At 52.4% G+C, this 17211-nt stretch carries 19 protein-coding genes; 3 read left to right on the forward strand and 16 right to left on the reverse strand.

The window, feature by feature from the left end; genetic code table 11:
• Nucleotides 1-5 precede the first annotated feature (5 nt).
• From mobP2 to KNP77_RS14180, 16 genes are all read right to left on the reverse strand, one after another.
• Nucleotides 6-1160: a MobP2 family relaxase gene (mobP2, locus tag KNP77_RS14105; RefSeq protein WP_214891391.1), complete on the reverse strand. Its 1155-nt coding sequence runs from the start codon at nt 1158-1160 to the stop codon at nt 6-8.
• The gene (locus KNP77_RS14110) at nt 1153-1404 is read right to left on the reverse strand and encodes a hypothetical protein (protein WP_214891393.1); all 252 of its coding nucleotides are present in this window, start codon (nt 1402-1404) and stop codon (nt 1153-1155) included. Before KNP77_RS14110 ends, mobP2 begins: the two co-directional genes overlap by 8 nt.
• Nucleotides 1405-1596: 192 nt before the next feature.
• Nucleotides 1597-2436 (reverse strand): coiled-coil domain-containing protein, encoded by an 840-nt coding sequence (locus KNP77_RS14115; protein ID WP_214891395.1) that lies wholly within the window; start codon nt 2434-2436, stop codon nt 1597-1599.
• Nucleotides 2437-3015, reverse strand: a complete 579-nt coding sequence (locus tag KNP77_RS14120) for a hypothetical protein (RefSeq protein ID WP_214891397.1) — start codon at nt 3013-3015, stop codon at nt 2437-2439. It abuts the gene before it with no gap.
• Nucleotides 3016-3045: 30 nt separating this feature from the next.
• A complete protein-coding gene (locus KNP77_RS14125) occupies nt 3046-4152 on the reverse strand; it encodes a lysozyme family protein (protein WP_214891399.1) in 1107 nt (368 codons plus the stop codon).
• Complete coding sequence (locus KNP77_RS14130) at nt 4152-6104, reverse strand: VirB4 family type IV secretion system protein (protein WP_214891401.1); 1953 nt, start codon at nt 6102-6104, stop codon at nt 4152-4154. Before KNP77_RS14130 ends, KNP77_RS14125 begins: the two co-directional genes overlap by 1 nt.
• Before the next feature lie 17 nt (nt 6105-6121).
• Entirely contained in the window at nt 6122-6742 is a 621-nt protein-coding gene (locus tag KNP77_RS14135) for a hypothetical protein (RefSeq protein WP_214891403.1), read from the reverse strand.
• Nucleotide 6743: 1 nt separating this feature from the next.
• Entirely contained in the window at nt 6744-7043 is a 300-nt protein-coding gene (locus KNP77_RS14140; RefSeq protein WP_214891405.1) for a DUF5592 family protein, read from the reverse strand.
• 6 nt (nt 7044-7049) lie between these two features.
• The gene (locus KNP77_RS14145) at nt 7050-8996 is read right to left on the reverse strand and encodes a pLS20_p028 family conjugation system transmembrane protein (RefSeq protein ID WP_353048839.1); all 1947 of its coding nucleotides are present in this window, start codon (nt 8994-8996) and stop codon (nt 7050-7052) included.
• Between the two features lie 20 nt (nt 8997-9016).
• Nucleotides 9017-9424 (reverse strand): hypothetical protein, encoded by a 408-nt coding sequence (locus KNP77_RS14150; RefSeq protein ID WP_214891409.1) that lies wholly within the window; start codon nt 9422-9424, stop codon nt 9017-9019.
• Between the two features lie 16 nt (nt 9425-9440).
• Entirely contained in the window at nt 9441-9683 is a 243-nt protein-coding gene (locus tag KNP77_RS14155) for a hypothetical protein (RefSeq protein ID WP_012390470.1), read from the reverse strand.
• Between the two features lie 16 nt (nt 9684-9699).
• Nucleotides 9700-11934 carry a VirD4-like conjugal transfer protein, CD1115 family gene (locus KNP77_RS14160; protein WP_214891411.1) on the reverse strand — a complete coding sequence of 745 codons (2235 nt, stop codon included), beginning with the start codon at nt 11932-11934 and terminating at the stop codon, nt 9700-9702.
• Nucleotides 11935-12077: 143 nt separating this feature from the next.
• A complete protein-coding gene (locus KNP77_RS14165; protein WP_214891412.1) occupies nt 12078-13178 on the reverse strand; it encodes a hypothetical protein in 1101 nt (366 codons plus the stop codon).
• Nucleotides 13179-13244: 66 nt separating this feature from the next.
• Nucleotides 13245-13469, reverse strand: coding sequence for a hypothetical protein (locus KNP77_RS14170; RefSeq protein WP_012390467.1), 225 nt, complete (start codon nt 13467-13469; stop codon nt 13245-13247).
• Nucleotides 13470-13481: 12 nt separating this feature from the next.
• Entirely contained in the window at nt 13482-13664 is a 183-nt protein-coding gene (locus tag KNP77_RS14175) for a hypothetical protein (protein ID WP_214803713.1), read from the reverse strand.
• Between the two features lie 298 nt (nt 13665-13962).
• Entirely contained in the window at nt 13963-14451 is a 489-nt protein-coding gene (locus KNP77_RS14180) for a helix-turn-helix domain-containing protein (protein ID WP_214891414.1), read from the reverse strand.
• Nucleotides 14452-14817: 366 nt separating this feature from the next.
• Between KNP77_RS14180 and KNP77_RS14185 the strand changes: the two genes are divergently transcribed.
• From KNP77_RS14185 to KNP77_RS14195, 3 genes are all read left to right on the forward strand, one after another.
• Nucleotides 14818-15009, forward strand: a complete 192-nt coding sequence (locus KNP77_RS14185) for a helix-turn-helix domain-containing protein (RefSeq protein WP_214891416.1) — start codon at nt 14818-14820, stop codon at nt 15007-15009.
• Nucleotides 15010-15261: 252 nt separating this feature from the next.
• Nucleotides 15262-16026, forward strand: a complete 765-nt coding sequence (locus tag KNP77_RS14190) for a GIY-YIG nuclease family protein (protein WP_214891418.1) — start codon at nt 15262-15264, stop codon at nt 16024-16026.
• Between the two features lie 495 nt (nt 16027-16521).
• Nucleotides 16522-16959 carry a hypothetical protein gene (locus tag KNP77_RS14195; protein ID WP_214891420.1) on the forward strand — a complete coding sequence of 146 codons (438 nt, stop codon included), beginning with the start codon at nt 16522-16524 and terminating at the stop codon, nt 16957-16959.
• Nucleotides 16960-17211: the final 252 nt, after the last annotated feature.

Genomic DNA, 17211 nt, shown 5'->3' on the forward strand with positions numbered 1-17211 from the left:
CTCCCTCACTTTCCATATTCGATGTCCCGTTCCAGTTGTTCGAAAGCACGTTGATTCTTTAAATGTTCGAACTCGTCGTTCATATGCCGCTCGATCCGGTAGAGTGATTCGTTGAAGATTTTTTGTTGGTTGAATGCACGTCGGACCGGATGTTTGCGAACTTCATTTTTCTCAACTGTCCCTTGTTCTTTTGACAAGTCTCGCATCTCGGAGAGGATGGCGTTCCCCATCCGGGTGTATAGGTCCTGGTGCTTCGTCGTCCGGTAACGTTCGGCCTTCTCCGTGTCTCCGTAGCTGCAACGATGAAATGCGACCTCCTGTTCAAGTCGCTCATTGAAGGCTTGGAACTCCGATTTGAAGTGGATATCGATATAACGATCGGTCAGACAATCGAGTGACTCACGTAGCGGCTGCATCCCGTTCGTGTTGTAGCGCCACTGGCGTTTGTCTTCCGGTAACCGCTCATAGATGTCCTTGAACTGGCGGACGAGCTCGGGATGCAGGACACGGTTCGGCAGCGCTTGAATCTTCCGGTTCCGTTTATGGGCGACCAATTCGTCGCGGATGAACGCGTTCAGTTTCTCCTGTTCTTTCGTCCGGTCGGCGAGGGAGTGGATGACTTTCGACTTCATCAGCTCGATTGATTTCGGTTTTCGTTTGCCGCGCTCGCGCATGTGGCTCGTCTCGACGATGGCGACATGCACGTGGATGTTGTCCGTATTGTAGTGCACGGCGCCGGTCCAATAGGCGTGAACCATCTTTTCTTTTTGGAGCATCGAATCGACCGCGTTCCGCGTCGCCTGGATCAATCGCTTTTCGTCAATGAGGTCGTCGTGGAGCACGCCGGTCTCGCGTAGCCAGGCGTTGTCGAACGAGATGACGTCCTGCCAGAGGATGCTCCCGTTCTCTTGCGCGTGTTTGAAAATATCACGGACGGCGCGACGCTTTTCGTCGTTCAATCGGTCGTCCTCGCGGGTGAACAGACCGCTCGACTTCGTCTCATCTTCCATATAATCGTGGTACGTCTCGAACTGTTCGTGGCTGTCTTTCGCGTCCGGACGGTTGATGTAGTCGAGGTACGTCGTGTAGCGACGCGACTTCTTTTTCGTACCCGGCACCTTGAACTTCGACTTGATGACGACACCCGGCGTCTCACGCATCCTGCATCACCTCGTTCAACAACCGGGTCACTTTGGCGAGCTCGTCCGCGCTCCGTTTCAGGTGGAGCGTGTTCGTCTCGAGCTGTCGTTCGAGTCGCTCGACTTGCGTCGATTGGATACCGTTTGCGCACCAGGAGGCGAGCAGTTCTTTCAAATATTGTTGCCGGGAGCGGTTGTGTTCCTTCGCCCATTCATCGATTTGTTTCACGATGACGGGGTCGATGTCGCGGAGTAACAGATCCATCTGCCTGACCACCTTTCTAGAGGGTGCATGTTACCAACGTCCGAAAAGTTCGTTCAAAGAGCATAAGGGGAAATTGCTATCACTTGTTGTGATAGCCCAGGCAGAGCCTGGGGTTTCCGTGATATCACCAAAAGTCCGAAAATGGCACGAAATGTGCCAGTGAAACCAGCAATTTGGCACGAAATGTGCCATTTAAATCGATAGTTCCCGGAGCCGGACGCGCAATTTGTCGTGCTTTTCTTCGAGCGCTGCGACCGATTGTTCGAGCTTCTGGATCTCCAGTATGAGCTCATCACGCTTCCGGCCGAGTTCGAAGATCTCGTTCTCCTGTTCGACCTGTTCGTCGAGCGAGAGGTAGGGGAGTTCGCCTTCGAGCTCCTCTTCGTCACGGTCGAGCCGCTTGATTTGTTGTCGTTGCGCCTCAACCGACTGCTGCACTTTTTCTAACTGGCGCTCGGTTTGCGCGAGCTCGTCCTCGACGAATTGTCTCGTGAAGGTTGTCTCGTCAGATGAACTGTGGTTCGCCTGTTCGATGGTCCGATGGTCGGCATAGAGTGACGTCAAAAGACTGTTCTCCCGTTCCTCGGGTGTGAGTGCATCGATTGATTGTGAATCATTCATCCCATAGATTCGGACGGCGAGCTGGTCGAAGTCGTTCGGCACGTCTTTCAATTCGAGTACGTATTGGTCGTTCCGTTCGTACAGCATCGCAACTTCCTTCTCAGAATCCAGACGTGCCTTATAGACGTAGCGGAAGAGATGATTGTTCGTATTACCTGGGGTCTCATCGAGTGAGAGCCGGACGCGCATTGTCCGCTTTTCCGTGTCATAACTCCAGGCATGGAGCGTCACGGTCTCCCCGTTTGAGAGTCGGATTGGTTCGTTGATCGGCGTCTCATTGACCGGTGATTCTTCGGCAAAGAAGAACGATGAGGTTCCGAAAAAGAGGAAGCCCATGACAAAGAATACGCCGAGTCCAAGGTAGAATCGGGAGATGTTCTGGGTGAGGCGTCGTCGCGTTTGCCGCCGCATCTAAATCCCTCCTTCCGGTGTCAGGTCTTCCATCTCTGTGACGACCAAACGCCCGTCGATGGACTCGAACGTCAAAGCCAACAGTTCTTGCGTCGTCTCTTCATAACCCGTCTCGGTGATCAACAGGTCTTGTTCGAACCGCACGAGACAATCTTCCCCGGAGACAGAAGGGAACACTTCGATGTCGCGGACGGTCGTCTCGAACGTGCCGACGTCGCTGCCGTCCGCGGCGAAGAGCGTGGTCGCGAGTTCTTCCGACATGACGTCCTTCGCCTGTCGTTTCTGGGCCGTGTAACTGTCCTTCGTGATGGTAAAGGCATACTCGACGAAGCGTGTCGCGCGTGTCGTCAGCTCCTCCATTCGTTCCGTCTCCTTCGAAGCGACGACTTGTTCGGTGTCCGCTGACGTATCCTCGGAGGTTGCCGATTCAAGGGAAGTGACGCTCTCATTTTTCGTCTCACTAGGGTCTGAAGTACTCATGACAGCCGTCGCTTGTTGATAGAAAAAGGCGTTCGCTGCGAGTGAAATAAGAAGCAGTACCCCGAACAGATACGCGAGGTGACGTGCGGTGAAGTTCATTCTTCCTCCTCCTTTCCATACATCCATGACTCACAATCCGAAGACCGGGGCGGGGTCGATATGACCGGACCATTCGCTCGTCTTGATCTCGAAATGCAGATGGTTCCCGCTCGAGCGGCCGGTCGTGCCACAGTACCCGAGCGCCTGCCCGGCGTCGATCTGTTGCCCGGTCTGGACGCCGAGACGACTCAGGTGCGCGTACGCCGTGATGTAATTGTCGTGCCGGACCTGGACGAGATTCCCGTACGGTCCGCGGTTCCCACTATAGATGACGGTGCCACTTTTGACCGCGTGGATCGTATCGGACGGGGTGCAACTGAAGTCGATCCCGGTGTGGTTGTCCCGTTGTCCGAAGACGACGCGCCACCCGAAACGCGATGTCACGTTGAGCGGGATGGCGAGCGGGGAACGTAACCCCGACAACAGTTCTTTCGTAATGACACCATCGGCGACGGCGACCGGCGCAAGATATTTCAACACCGCGTCGACGTATTCGATGTCCCCATAACAGGCACCGTGCTGGACCGCGCTCGGACGATGACAGCGGTAGATGCCGGTGTGTTTCACGCGTTGGTACATCATTTGGGAGAATGAGATGGCGAGCTCTTTCGAGTAGCGCCCTCCGTTCTCCTGGACGTACTCGATGAAACCGCCGCCGAAGTTGTAGCTCTGTAGCGTGAGCTGCACATCACGGTTGGCCCGTTCGAAGACGGAGGCGAAGTGCTCGACACCGTGGACGATGCTCTCCTCGGGGGAGGTGATGCACCCGATCCGTCCACACTTCGATTCGCTCGCCTGCATCGGGTCGTTCCCGCGTCCGCCGCTCTCCTGCATCATGAGCGCGAGTACGAGGTTCGTCTGTTCGGCCAGTCCGTGCTTCGACAGTTCCGATTCGACCAAGCCCCGATATTGGAGCACCTGGTCGCTTACCTGTAGACCTCCTGCGGTATTGAACGTGACGTCGGTCGGTTGTTCGTTCTGGACACCTGTGAGCGTGTCGAGGATGCCGACAACGAGGATGACCAGGAACAAGACGAGTGCCGCGATACAAAGCAGGATGAGTCGCCACTTGAGCGTCGCGAGCTGCCATTTCGCTGTGACGGCGAAGCGGACCGTCCGTTTCGCGGCCGCCCACATCAGGCACCTCCACCGAACAAAGCGAGTTCCTCGGGCGCGACGTCGACGTCAAAGATGAGGTTCTGCACGCCGGAAATGCTGAGGACGACACGCCCCGTCTCGAGCGAGGGGATGATCCGCATCTCGGAATTCGAGAGTTGACCATCAAACACCGTCTGGATGATTGGGATGCTTTCCGCGTCCTGTTCGCCGATAATCTTGTATTGCGTCAATTGGAAGAGCGACTTGACGTTCTCGGCGTTCTCAGACTTCGATCCGGCCGGCACAAAGTCGGTAATCAAGTGTGACACGAAGAAGATGCCGCCGAAATACTTGCGCGCCTCGCGCATGCAGCGTTGCAGATACAGGATGGCCGGTTGCGCGATGTCGCGCGTGTTGATCAAGTGGTGCGCCTCGTCGATGACAATGAGGTACTTAGATGCCTCTTCGGTCCGGAGCACGCCCTGGTTGTAGGCTTTCAGTTGACTCGAGCCGTTGGCGATCATCCCGTCCCACAGCATGTTCATCAAGGAGAACACCTGCGCTTGGAACACCTCGTCCCGCAGGCTCGTCAGGTTCCGGAGCGGGAACGACACGATGAGTTCTTCGTCGAACCGGTCGATCGAGGAGTGTCCGTCGAAGATGTTGCCGTAGTTATGGACGAGGTTCGTGACGGCAAGTTCAATATTCTCGAGGCGCCGGACGCGGTTCGGGCTGATCGCTTCCTTGATCGAGGTGCGCGTGTCGTCCGTGTAAAGCTCACGACGCACGAGATGTAAGAAATCGGAGAACGTCGGGTACCGGTTCGCCGGATGCGTCGTGATCGGCAGTTCACCTTGTTCGTCCCAGAGTCCGTGCCGGACGTACAGGTCCCGAAGCAGGATCTCGAACTCGTTCGTCTCTTCCTGTGTCGCCGCCGGGTTGATGTAGTGATAGAACACGGCCATCTTCGACAGGTGCTGCATGAACGAGAGCGCCTCGTTGGCGCTGCCGTCATTGTGCGTCACCGTCTTATAGACATGGAGCGGGTTGATGAGCCCGGCCGACCCGTCGAGCGCGATCTCTTTTCCGCCGAGCTGACGCACGAGGTCCGAGAACTCGCCTGTGACGTCGAGGATGCGGATTTTGTTGCCCTTAATCGCCTGATCGAGTACCGTCTTCTTCAATAGTGTCGACTTTCCTGATCCCATCTTGCCGATCATGAGCGCGTTATAGAACTTGCGCTGCTTGTCCTTGTGGAACAGGTCGAAGATGACACTTCCGTTCGTGTCGGTCGTCCCGTAATACGTGCCCGTCGCGTCCTGGAGCGACGTGAAGTGGAACGGGTAGCCGCCGGCGATGGAGAGGGACGGGATCTCTTTCCCACGGCGCCGGTTCGGTAGTCTCTGTTGCTGGTCATAGCTCGTGAACAGGCTCTGCCATTCCCATTCCTGCTCGTTTAGGAAGATCGTCGAGCGGAAGTTCCGGGCCTCGAGTTCTTCCATCACTTCCTGCACTTTCACCTCGAGCGCGTCGAGCGTCTTCGCCTTCACATAGAGACGCAGATGCAGATATTTCATCGTCTCGCCCTGGGTGATCTGTTCATAGAGCTCGTTCAGCTCCTTGTAGGTCTCCCGGGCGTCGATGCGGTCGATGTTGTCCTTCGCGTTCTCGAAGCGTGTGTTCTGTTCGGCCATCGACTTGTTGATGGTCTGGATGATCTCGCGTTTGTCGGCCGTCCCGATGTCGAGCGTCGTCAAAACGCCCGGCATGTTTAAAATCGGTTCGAGCCAGTAGTCATAGACGAGCGACTGATATTTATAAACATGGAGACAGGACAGGTAGCCGTCGCCGAGCCGGACGAAGTTGGCCTCAAACCGAATGCCACCCTGCGGCTGGATTTTGCCGATAAATTCGGGATTGTAGCCTTTCTCGATCTTGACGGTCTCTGGGTCCTGTTGTTTGAACAACTTGTCACGCAGACGCTGCCACATGCGCGTCACTCCTTTCTTCAGGCGTCGAGTTGCGGTTTCGTGTTCGGGTTGTTCAGTTGATAGAGCACATGGATTTTCTGGTCGAGCGTCAGCTCGCGCATCGGGTTCGAGCGACGAAGCAGTTTATAGAGATGCGTCTTGCGTTCCCGTAAAGTCCGCTCGTCATCTGCATAAAAAAAGAGGAGGTAATCGCGATTGGTGCGATGCTCCTCAAGGTATTCGAGCTCCTGCTTTTTTTTGAGTAAAAAGGGTAGGTAGGCCGGTGTCTGATTTTGTCGAATCTGTCGTTCGATGCTGATTTTCTGCCGTTCGAGACTGAGCGGTGTGTTCAGCGGCACGACCTTAAGCGGGTGCGTGTACGCCTGCAGGAGATAGGCGAGCGAGAACACGTCATGGTCTTTTTCCTCCTCGTTCAGTGAGTAGATGTCTTTCGAGGTGAGTTGGACCATGTCGAGATAGGTCCCGTCGCGCATCTCGAACGACTCGGTACCAGTGATGTCGACGACCGGCATCAGTTCGGCGACCGTCGGTTTGACAACGACCTTGTCTTTGACTTTCCGTTTCTCGACCACGTCCTGTTCGTCGAGCCAGGTGCCTGTGCGTCTCGGTCCCTGTAGCGTGTCATCGATAAACGCCATCTCAATCACGTCCTTTCGTGTGCGCGTCGAGCGCGAGATAGGTGTCTTTCCGTTTGGTGAGCGCGTAGTAGAGCGCGTGGACCATCCGCTTCTGCGGGTTCGTCGCCGGTCGCATGACCATGAACAGCCCGAAGACGACGAGGAAGACCGTGAACGGGATGTGTAGCACCGACGGGATGAGCGGGAGCGTCACGAGCCGGAGCACGATGAGCCCGACGAGGAACAGGAAGTCGTGCAAATAGAGCATCTTGTTGATCCTCAGTTCGGTCGTGACCTCGTTCGGGATTCGGTATTTGCGCATGGGTCATCACTCCTTCTTCTTGATGCTGTCAGGTTTAGGCGGCGAGGTCGGATAGATCCGTCGCGACTCTTCATGGTTATGAGTATGGCGGTGCGTCTGGGTCTCGCGCACCTGTTCGATGACCTCGGTCTCGACGTCGAGCACAGTGTCCTGATGGATGGTCCGTCGGGCGCGTCCTTGGCGTTTCTCTGTTGCCGGATCACTTGAATCCGTCGTAGATGACGAAGACGGGGATGAATTGTTTGCGTGTGGTGCCTCATGAGGTGTCGGTGACGTCGATTCGTTTTGACGATGGGTTGGTCCAGATACTTCATCGATGGACCCGGTGACCGGTTGGACAGTTGACGAAGTAGGGCTTGGAGACTGATTAGAACTTGAATGATCGTGAATCGATTCTGGTCTTTGCGTCTCCGGTGGCGTTGGTTGATGGTCGGTTCCACGTTCAGCATTTGATTCAGGGTTCGTCGCATGAATCGATTCGGGAGATGTGCGGCCCGACGCTTCATTTAATTGTGGAGAAGCGTGTGCTTCCAGTTCGAGTCCTTGACCGTTGTTTGGTTGCGAATCGTTCTTCGGATTTGTCGGTCTCTCTTGGTCTGTCTGCGTGCGACTAGCGGTTTGATTCGCCTGACCGAACCCATCTGAATCGGTTTGACTCTCGGAGTCCGCTCTCTGTGGAGCTTGGTTCGCCGCACTAAGCGGTGAACCGTTCTGCGGCATGGCGCTTGAATCCATCCGTGTCGTCGCGGCCTCATGGAGCGATGGCATCTTCTGTGCGCCTTGTGTGGAACGTGCGACCTTCGAGACCGCGTGGATACCGGCCGAGGTCACGCCTTTCCCGGCGGCATAGGCGCCGAGCGCGACACCCCAGCCCCGTTTGAGCCCGGCATCGATCCCGAATAGCCGCTCGACCATGTTCGGCCCGTCGATCAATGCGACCGAGAAGGCGATGAGGGAGATCAGATAGGCGAACCCGTCCAACGTCTCCGCGAGATAGGCGGTCCCGATCGTGTACAGTTTGATCGAGACGAAGATCAGGATGATCACGAGGAACGTGTTCAAAATGCTCTGGATGACCTTCTTCGTCTTTTGACCACTGTGAAGGTCGGCCGGTGCGACGAGAATCGCTAAGACATAGTTGAAGGCAAGCTCGAACGAGAGACGCGCCAGTTTATAAGCAATGGAAAACAGCGTGAAGCCCATGATCCCGAGCGTCACGAAGATGGTCAACCAGTTCGGCTGATAGCGGTAGTAATACTGGTTGTTCCATTCGACACCTCCTTGATCGAGTTTCGTGGTTCCCATCGTTTCACCATTCCAGGTTAGTTTGGACTGAGAGATTTGTTCACCAGTACTTCCCAAGCGAAATTCATTGCTATCGAATCCCTCGTTGATATCGATATTTCGTAAATGGCTTTGAGGCAGAGAGTTCAAAGCCTCACCTTCCAAACTGGGAAAATCGTTTCGGTCATATTCAATCAAGTCATGAATGTTTTCTCGTAAAATCTGATTTGATATCGATTCACTGGAAGAATTTTCGTCAGAGTTTTGAGTTGTGAAATCAATCGCAGTATCACTAAATTCACTTACTTGCGTCATTGTTGGGGATAAGAGTCCGAGAATGAGCAATGTGATAAACAGATTGATCAAAAATCCTTCTCGATCAAATTTCTTTTGAAAAATGATTAGGTAACCCGTAAATAGGAAGCTAGCAGCTAAAAGAACGTACAAAAAAGGTTGAATCGTAGAAACGAATTCAACCACTTGAGAGTTATTAAAAAATGTTTTCGTTAGTAATATGCTGTCAGTCACTTTTTCAAGTCCATCAATCAATACTGCTAAGCCACGTACTAAAATCCAACCCATTGAGCGGAGGGCATCCAGTACCAGTGTACTGAGACTAAGGATATCAGTGAACTCTTGTAGCTTATTTACGACTTCGTTATCACCCATAGAATCCCTCCATTCAGAGGCTATTTAATGAAGTTAGTGACTTGGTCTTTTAATTCATCTTCTGTAAGGGCAGATACATTTAATTCACGACTAATTTCACCATCAGTCATCTCGTACAACCTGCCACCTTTAAATTCAGGATGTTCTTGGGTAGAACGTTCTTCAAGATCTTCCCCATTAGGCTGAAACGGATTGAATAAGAGAACGTCTTTCTTTTTTTCCGTGGCGACTTCTCGCACAGTATCAACGTAAGCCCCTTCATTACCTTGACTATCGCTGTCTACAAGAACGTATGCACTTTCTTGGCCAGTTTTAATATCTGCAATTTCTTCAACAGAAGTCGTAGAAAGATAATTCGAACTCTCGGCACCACACGATGCTAAAAGTAACGAACTCCCGAGTAGGACACCAATCAAGATTTTCCTCATAACGTTTACCCCTCCGTCAGACGATTTTCCCCTTCAATAGATCCGCGACTTTTAAGTTGACGCGGAAGTCGAACTTATCTATTAGTGTAACAGTTTTCGGGGTGTCTGAGGTGTCGTCCTGATAGACGGTCAGAAAGCCATCGGTCGTTTGGATATTGAGCACGTCGCCCCGTTCGAGGCGGACGCGTTGCGTCTCGATGATCCTCGCGACGACACGCAATTCGTTCTGGATTCGCTTCTCTCTCGCACTCTCGGCCATGGGTTCGGCCTCCTCTCTACGGTGTACCTTGCTTCAGTTTCTCGAGTCGCTTCGCGATCATCGTGCTCAAAAAGCTCTTCTGGCTGTCGGTGACGTCGTAAACTCCTAGTTTCAGGTTCGTCTCGAACTCAGGGAGGGACATCCCACCGATGTCATGTCCTTCGAACATCGAGCGGAGGATGCTGTCCTGCAGCACGTCACGTACCGTGAGTGGCTTTTCTTCCTGATTCGATGGAGCGTTGATTTCCGTCTCGTCTTCTTTCTTCGTGAAACGGATACGGATCTGTTCGAAGTTGAGACCGGCGTGACGGCAGGAGATGTCGATATCATGCAGGGAGCGGTCCGTGTCGAAGTCGTCCGCCAGGTATTCGTAGCGGTACTTCATCGCCGTCTTGCCGCTCAGGAAGATCGGATACGACTGGATGCGTCGCTTCTTCGTGTCCTGACGCTTGATGACACGGATGATAAGCATCTCACCTTCTTTTAACCCCATGACTTCGGTCGCCGTCATGAGCCGACGGCCGTCCACGTTCTCCGTCTTCGATTTCTTGAGCGAGAACGTCTGTCCGGACCGGGAATTCGTGACGATGGTCGCCTCACCGAGCTTCTTCGAGATCAGTTCGGCGGTCGACTCGTCTGCGGTCAACAGATAGTGCGTGTTCCCACAGTTGCCGTCAATCGTCTTCCAGTCCTCCCCGTACAGGTTCTCGAGTTGAGAATAGGCCTGGATGACGAGGTTGAAGCGTATGTTCCGACCGAGACAGACCGTGATGATGTTGGCCATACCCTCGATCGGCGGCATGTTCCCAAACTCATCGAGTAAGAAGACGACCTGTCGCTCGCATTTACCCTGTTTCGTCTGCGAGGCGACCCGGGCGAGCGCCGTGTACACCTGTTTGATGTAGAGCGACGCGATGACATTGAATGTCGGGTCATAGTCCGGGACGATCAGGAACACCGCCACGGGACGTATCTGGTGCATCACCTCACGGATCTGTATCGTCCCGTCGATTGCGTAGTGGAATCGTCCACTCTCCTTGTCATGCGCTTCCAGTTGGATCGTCGCAGTGTTTGAGTCGGTCGAGATTTGAACGACATTCCCGGATTGAAGCGACGACGTGTGGTACACGATGAAGCTGCCGTCGTCGTCCGTCGTGAGCGCATGGGTCGTCCCGTCGGGGAACATGAACGTGAGCCGTGTCAGTGGCTCGGTCCGTCCGCTGATCCAACGGTTGAAGCCAATGCGTCGCATGTCAAGCGAGTTCATCGACGTCAGTTTCCCGGTCCCATTCAACGTGAAGATCCCGAGCTTCGCGTTCGTATTGGCCAGGATACTGGCCCGTGTCTGGCCACCCGAGAAGTGGAGCGTCGCGAACTGGAGCCGGGCCGGGTGATTCTCCGGGAACCGTTGAAAGAACTCGTCGAGCGCTGAGATTTCCTGCCCTTGTCGCGTGACCACCATCCGTGACCCTAAGTCTGAGAGCATGAGGGCGACGTTGTACATGTTGATCTTCTCCGGCGTGTCCTTCGCCTCCTCGCAGAGCCCGAGGATGAGCGCCGTACACAGGTCGATCGACGAGTTGGCCCAGAACGGGTCCCGCGCCTTCGGGTCATGGTACAACATGAATGCGACCGAGCGCGCATACTGTTGGGCGAGCGAGTAGTTTTCCTCCAGGAACGCATCAATCGTCAGTTGCAACAGGTTGTACGACATTGATTGGAGCGGGTTCATCAGGTTCAACACCTCGACCTGATAGCCGCGTTGCTCGAGCGTCTCCTTCGAGGCGGCAAAGAGCTCACCTTTCGGGTCATTGACGATCAGGCTCGCCTGGTCACTTGCCCGGCTGTACAGGTCGATTGTCGAGAAGACGAACGTCTCGCCCTTCCCGGAGCGGGTCGTCCCGATGACCAGGTTGTTGACGGGCGAGTCATCGATGAACAGCTCGTTTTTGACCCGTCCGACGGGGACACCGCCCAATCCGTCATACCGTTTCTTCCGGTCCGGTACGCGGCGGTACTGTTGTTTCAGTTCATCGAATGAGGTGAAGCGGGCGCTCCCTTTCTGATCTTTCCGCAGGTCCCGGAAGTTCAGCCACACCTTGCCGAACACGACCAGTCCGATCAGCAGACTGAAAGCCATCAGTCCGATCAAGACGGTCGAAGAGGGTAGACTCACCTCCAAAAACAAGGAGGGTGAGAGCGTCGGAATCGTCGCCCCGGCCAACAGCCCGTCTTTTACTATCGGGGCCATGATTTGTCGAATGATGTTGTAGACCCCGTTCAGCAGATAAAAAATCCCGGCCGGCAACACCAATAGGCAGAACAGGGCGGGGAAGAACAAACGTAGCGGGAATCGTGGTAATAGAGACTGAGTTCTCAATTATTTCACCTACCTTAATCTGAATAAAGAATTGTTTCTAGGTCAATTTCTTCAGCAGCGATGGCGGCTTGAATCTTCTCACGGGCCGATGTGTCCTTGCTAGATGTCTTTTTCAGTTTCTCGTTTAGTCTGTCGATAGTGGCCGTACTATCTTGGTATTTATCGATTTTTACTTGTACGGCAGTGTCGTTCGTTTTGGACGCCCAATCATTTGCGGACTCGATATCTCCGAGATAGAGGTAGGCAGTCACTTTCGCAGAGACGCGGGGAGCGGTCCATTCTACATTCTCCGTCTTGGCCACGGTCTCATGATCCCGTTCCAGTGTGGCGATATCGAACGCGCCCTCATCGGTCGGATGTGACACTTGGAAGTTCCGGAGACGTTCCAATTTTTCCTGGTCGGATAGATCGAGCCCGGCCAGCTTCGTCTCGATCAGGATCGGGTCATCCGTGAGCTCAAGTGCTTTCTGGTCGTCTCCTTCTGCCAGATAGAGGTCGACCAATAGGGCATCCTCTTCCTCGGACCGGTCTTTCCGCTCTAACAGTTGTATCAGTGAAGATTCCTTGCCTTGGAGCGCCTGGTCATAGGCATCCAGCCACGCCTGTTCGCCCCCGGTTACCTGCTCGGCGTGCGCCTCCTTGTCGATGAACCATTGGGTGGCAGTGAACAACGATGTGAAGAGAATTCCAGCCGTGGCCGCCCCGTAGATGAGGCGGCGCTGCAGGCGGGTCAGCCGTGACTGATAGGTCGACGATATGATCGGGTTTGATTTGACGGACTGGCGCTTATAGTCATCCGGTGTCTCGGCCTCGATCTCGTCGAGGAGCCATAGTTTCTTTGCGTTATCTTCCTTCTTTGTCCGGATCCGTTGTACCCGGTCCTTGACCTGATGGTACAGGTTCGGATAGGTGCCTTCAGTTCCGAACGTGAACGTCCCCCGATACAGCAGTTCGTCTTTCTGGTCGAAGAGCCGGAAGTCACCGGAACAGCTCATCCCTTCCTCGCTGAGCGTCTGCTGCAGGTCATGGGTCGCGACGACCGCCTCGGCGAAGGTGAGCCGCTCATAGTTCGGGATCCGTGTGTCCGGCACGTCGGTGAATCGTACAAACAGCATCTCGTTCCTCCTCTCGTTTCAAGCAACAAAAAAAGCCTTCCGATTGGAACGCTACGTGGGTGTGCATTAGAATTTGATGTTCTGGTCGACCATCTCGGCGAGCGTAAACGCGCCCATGACGATGATCAGACCGACGGCGCCCCCGACAAGCCAGCCGACGGCCTTTGAGCGACCGCGATCCCCACCGAAGATGAAGTAGAAGCCCCCGATTGCGAAGGCGATGGCCGCGGCGATGACGGCGAGTCCCTGGAAGAACTGAAGCAAGCTGAGCCCTGTCTCATTGAGTCCCATGTCGTTTCCTCCTTAGTCCTGGTGCGCCGACGACTTGAAGCTGAGCTTTGCCTCGAGCGCCTCCAAAATGAGTTCCTGGTTGTCCTGGATGACCTGTTGATGTTGCTCGTCGAGCCACTCCTCGTAGTCCTTCCCGCGGATGCGTAAAAGTTTCTCGGCGAAGCTGCGGTTCTGTTTCTGCTCTTTTGATGCCACAGTACACACTTCCTTCCCTTGATCTCGTGATGTGCAGCAGCACATCATTAAGGACAGTCTGATTCGGTGCGATGGGTTTCTAGCCGTTCCCCCACGAACTCTGTTCCTCGTTGTGATGAGGAACTGTACAGGGTTTTTCGATGACCCGGAACGATATTGTGACCTTGTGGCGAGTTTTAGGCGACTCTCGCCGAACCATTTGTGCGTAAATCCCGCTCACCCGGTCACTGGTGAGGGACACGCCGGTATGTGATTGGAGGAGACCATCCTTAAGGATGTGCTGCTGCGTCGATGTCGGTTACTGTCGAACGTTTTTTCGCTTCTTGACATGGATGAGCTCATCATCCGGGTTCTTGCGCTTGGCCAAAATGTGCGAGTCACAGACGACGGTCCGGATTCGGTAATAGAGTTGCGTCAGTTGCACCGCCTCGCCGCTCGCCTTTTCAATGCCGATAAAGCCGTGCAGTTCATAGGTCTTCCCGTCGAAGGTGCGGACCGAGTCGGCCTGCGGTAGCTCTTTTAGGTCGAATCGACGTCGCTCGAGCTTGGTGACTGAACGCTTCGCCCCGTATCCAAAATCGATGACATCCCACGGCACCGTCGCGAGCGTGTGCCCGAATGCGCGGGCCAGGTGATCGATGTCCGCAATCGACGGCACCGAGCGATTCTGTTCATACTGACTGATGGCGGGCTGTGAGATCTCACCAAGCGTCTTCTCTGACAGTTCGACCTGCGACCAGCCCGAGAGCCGGCGGTTCTCCTTCAACCACTCCCCGAATCGATACATAAGCCTTCCCCTTTCTGTAGACCAGAGCGGCGACCAAACAGATGTTTCCTTTTGTTGGTTCCAATATAGCAGGGATAGAAATAAAAATCATCAGTTTTCTGATATGTCAGAAATTTTACAGTTGACGATTCTTGTCGAATCCGCTCTGTTTGAGGATTTATAAGCAACAGAAACTCAATATTTTTTGCGTTGTTGCACAACTGTAAAAAAATAACGTGTCGATTATAGAAAATAATGACAAGTATTTCGATTTCAAGATATTGTGGTAGGGTAGAGGAATAGATGATTTCGTAAAGAATAAGGATGAAGAGAGTACTTTGATCGTGGGGTGAGCAAGTGGAATTGAACGAGGCAATCATCGGGCGGATGAAGGAGCTCGCAGCGGAACGGAACATGACCATCCATCAAGTGATCCAAAAAGGTGGATTGAACCAAGCAACGATTTCAGAATTGATGAGTGGGCGAACGAAGCATCCAAAGGTGAGCACGATTCAAAAATTTTGCGATGGGTTACAAATATCTCTAAGTGATTTTTTTGATAATAATAGATTCAGATAATAGAGCAACTATCTCTTATTAAATTCTTCTTTCAAATAATCTTTATCTTTTACGTATCACTTGTGACTATGACCTATCTGACACTGTATATACCTTCTTCATAATATATAGTGAATTTTGACGCTAGATATTGTGTCGACTCGTTTCGACAGTACTTTAATGTTTCACTAATACTGAATTGTGATAGTGCAATGCCAGGGTTACACTTAAATAATGGAATTATTATGCAGGAAAATGGAAGGAGATGATGTTGTGCGTATTAAGCTAGGTTTTGAGAAAGGCAAGTTTACAATAAGCCGAACTACAGTACCAGATGAAGACACTTTAAAAAAAGACAGAGAATACTATGTGTATGAATGGTTCTTTGTAGAGTCAGGACAAGTTTTCTATGTAGGGAAAGGTAAAGGCGATCGATACAAGTCAAAAGATAGAGGCATAGAGTTTAAACGGCTAGCTTACTTACATAAAAGCGATGTAAGAATCGTTAAGGATGGTTTAACTGAAAAAGAAGCATTGGAATACGAGGAAGAACTCATTTCTAAGTATTACTACAACGGGGAAAAACTTATTAATCGTGTCACTATCACGCCGAATATGTACGAGACAAAACAAAAGTTGGAATACAAGAAAGTTCCGTACATCGAATCATTACCGATTGAGAAGCACTACTATAATGTGCCTGATATGCAATTCGATCCGATTGATGAAGAAAAATTAAAAGCAACGTTCTTTATCGATCATTCAGTTTATGGGAACGAACCGCTTTACTATTCTGATGCCGAAACTCGGGAACGGGATGTTGTTGGGTTCAAAGTCTACATCAAAGAGTTAGAACAAAGAGTAGCCGAAAAGATTGTCGAACGGAGCGGTAGAGTCTACAAGTCGAAAGCCAAAGCCGTAAAATCAATCATCGTACAAGGTACTATCTTAGCTGATAGCTTTGTTATGCTAAAGGAACAGGGTTATGAAGTGTATCACTTACTTGACGTGATGAAACTTCTAGGGATTGAACCGTAACAGAGAGAGTAACTGAATCCAAAAGCTAGAACTAGATAAATTTATTTTGTAATCCTGAGAACCTTGGTCCGCTACTTCGCCGGACTTAGGTTTTTTAGTCGTTTCTTGATGCGACGATGGTTGTAATAGTCCGTGTAACGTTCTACTTCTCGTTTGAAGTGAGTCATATTCTAGAGTCTCTCAGATAGGGGAGTTCGGACTTAACTACGGCAGAGATACTTTAAAGGCTGCGTTAGCAAGTGAGTTGTTTCTTTAAGTATAGGTGGTAAATAGCAGATTTAAGAAGACATCTTCCCCGTGTAGTGCACCTCCAGGGAGGAATACGAGCTGAAAAAATCATCGTTCTCGATTAAGTGACTCGAGAGGGGGCTCCTCGAGAAATGGACGTGCAAAAAAAAAAAAAGTCGTCCTCGAGCTATAACTCGAGTGCGAGGAATATTTATGACGGCACGATCAAAAGGGCCGCAAACAATCACACGACAGGAGTGGATCAGGATGATCAACAGTAAGAAGAAGGTAGCACCTAGTTACGTTAGCAGTTCGTTAGATCTCGTCAAGCACGACAGTGGGGCAAAATATGTCGTGGACGGGGTCCCCTCGTTAGTTTACGTCCGTCGCAGTCCGGAAGAAAAACAGTTTTTGGGGGTGTGGGTCTCACATCTTCCCAAGGTCGATGACGTCTATCTCGTCATTGAGGAAACCGAGACAGCCCCCGGGGCTGTGTTATGCATCCCTGCGGAATTTTTTGAAGAGCACCTGCATGAATTTTCGATGGATGATGAAGGGAATCGTCTCGTGTTCAATCTGTTGTACCGACAAGATATGTGGTTCATCGATAAACCGTACGTCTGTGTGAGCGAGTACATTCTTCCCGCCATGGATGACCATGACATCATGGTACAGGCTGCATATCTGAAGGATCTTCTTCTTTAAACTTTCTAAAGGAAGAAGGAAAGCTTGAAAGGGGTGCCCCTCGAGAAGGGACACCTCGAGTAGGGCAGCTCGAGAGATGGACACGCGAAAAAAACGCTCATCGTTCTCGAGTAAGGAACTCGAGCGTGCTTAAAGGTATGTCGGCACGATCAAAAGGGCCGCCAACAATCACACGACAGGAGTGGATCAGGATGATCAACAGTAAGAAGAAGGTAGCACCTAGTTACGTTAGCAGTTCGTTAGATCTCGTCA

This window comes from Exiguobacterium sp. s142 (assembly GCF_018618455.1).
Classification (GTDB): Bacteria; Bacillota; Bacilli; order Exiguobacteriales; family Exiguobacteriaceae; genus Exiguobacterium; species Exiguobacterium aurantiacum_A.

Excerpts from the sequence above, each read along its gene's own strand:
- KNP77_RS14145 (WP_353048839.1), bottom strand. The coding sequence starts at position 8,996 with ATGGGTGATAACGAAGTCGTAAATAAGCTACAAGAGTTCACTGATATC.
- KNP77_RS14110 (WP_214891393.1), bottom strand. The coding sequence starts at position 1,404 with ATGGATCTGTTACTCCGCGACATCGACCCCGTCATCGTGAAACAAATC.
- KNP77_RS14130 (WP_214891401.1), bottom strand. The coding sequence starts at position 6,104 with ATGTGGCAGCGTCTGCGTGACAAGTTGTTCAAACAACAGGACCCAGAG.
- KNP77_RS14150 (WP_214891409.1), bottom strand. The coding sequence starts at position 9,424 with ATGAGGAAAATCTTGATTGGTGTCCTACTCGGGAGTTCGTTACTTTTA.
- KNP77_RS14180 (WP_214891414.1), bottom strand. The coding sequence starts at position 14,451 with ATGTATCGATTCGGGGAGTGGTTGAAGGAGAACCGCCGGCTCTCGGGC.
- KNP77_RS14195 (WP_214891420.1), top strand. The coding sequence starts at position 16,522 with ATGATCAACAGTAAGAAGAAGGTAGCACCTAGTTACGTTAGCAGTTCG.
- KNP77_RS14140 (WP_214891405.1), bottom strand. The coding sequence starts at position 7,043 with ATGCGCAAATACCGAATCCCGAACGAGGTCACGACCGAACTGAGGATC.
- mobP2 (WP_214891391.1), bottom strand. The coding sequence starts at position 1,160 with ATGCGTGAGACGCCGGGTGTCGTCATCAAGTCGAAGTTCAAGGTGCCG.
- KNP77_RS14160 (WP_214891411.1), bottom strand. The coding sequence starts at position 11,934 with ATGGCCCCGATAGTAAAAGACGGGCTGTTGGCCGGGGCGACGATTCCG.
- KNP77_RS14125 (WP_214891399.1), bottom strand. The coding sequence starts at position 4,152 with ATGTGGGCGGCCGCGAAACGGACGGTCCGCTTCGCCGTCACAGCGAAA.
- KNP77_RS14135 (WP_214891403.1), bottom strand. The coding sequence starts at position 6,742 with ATGGCGTTTATCGATGACACGCTACAGGGACCGAGACGCACAGGCACC.
- KNP77_RS14165 (WP_214891412.1), bottom strand. The coding sequence starts at position 13,178 with ATGCTGTTTGTACGATTCACCGACGTGCCGGACACACGGATCCCGAAC.
- KNP77_RS14185 (WP_214891416.1), top strand. The coding sequence starts at position 14,818 with ATGAAGGAGCTCGCAGCGGAACGGAACATGACCATCCATCAAGTGATC.
- KNP77_RS14120 (WP_214891397.1), bottom strand. The coding sequence starts at position 3,015 with ATGAACTTCACCGCACGTCACCTCGCGTATCTGTTCGGGGTACTGCTT.
- KNP77_RS14155 (WP_012390470.1), bottom strand. The coding sequence starts at position 9,683 with ATGGCCGAGAGTGCGAGAGAGAAGCGAATCCAGAACGAATTGCGTGTC.
- KNP77_RS14115 (WP_214891395.1), bottom strand. The coding sequence starts at position 2,436 with ATGCGGCGGCAAACGCGACGACGCCTCACCCAGAACATCTCCCGATTC.
- KNP77_RS14170 (WP_012390467.1), bottom strand. The coding sequence starts at position 13,469 with ATGGGACTCAATGAGACAGGGCTCAGCTTGCTTCAGTTCTTCCAGGGA.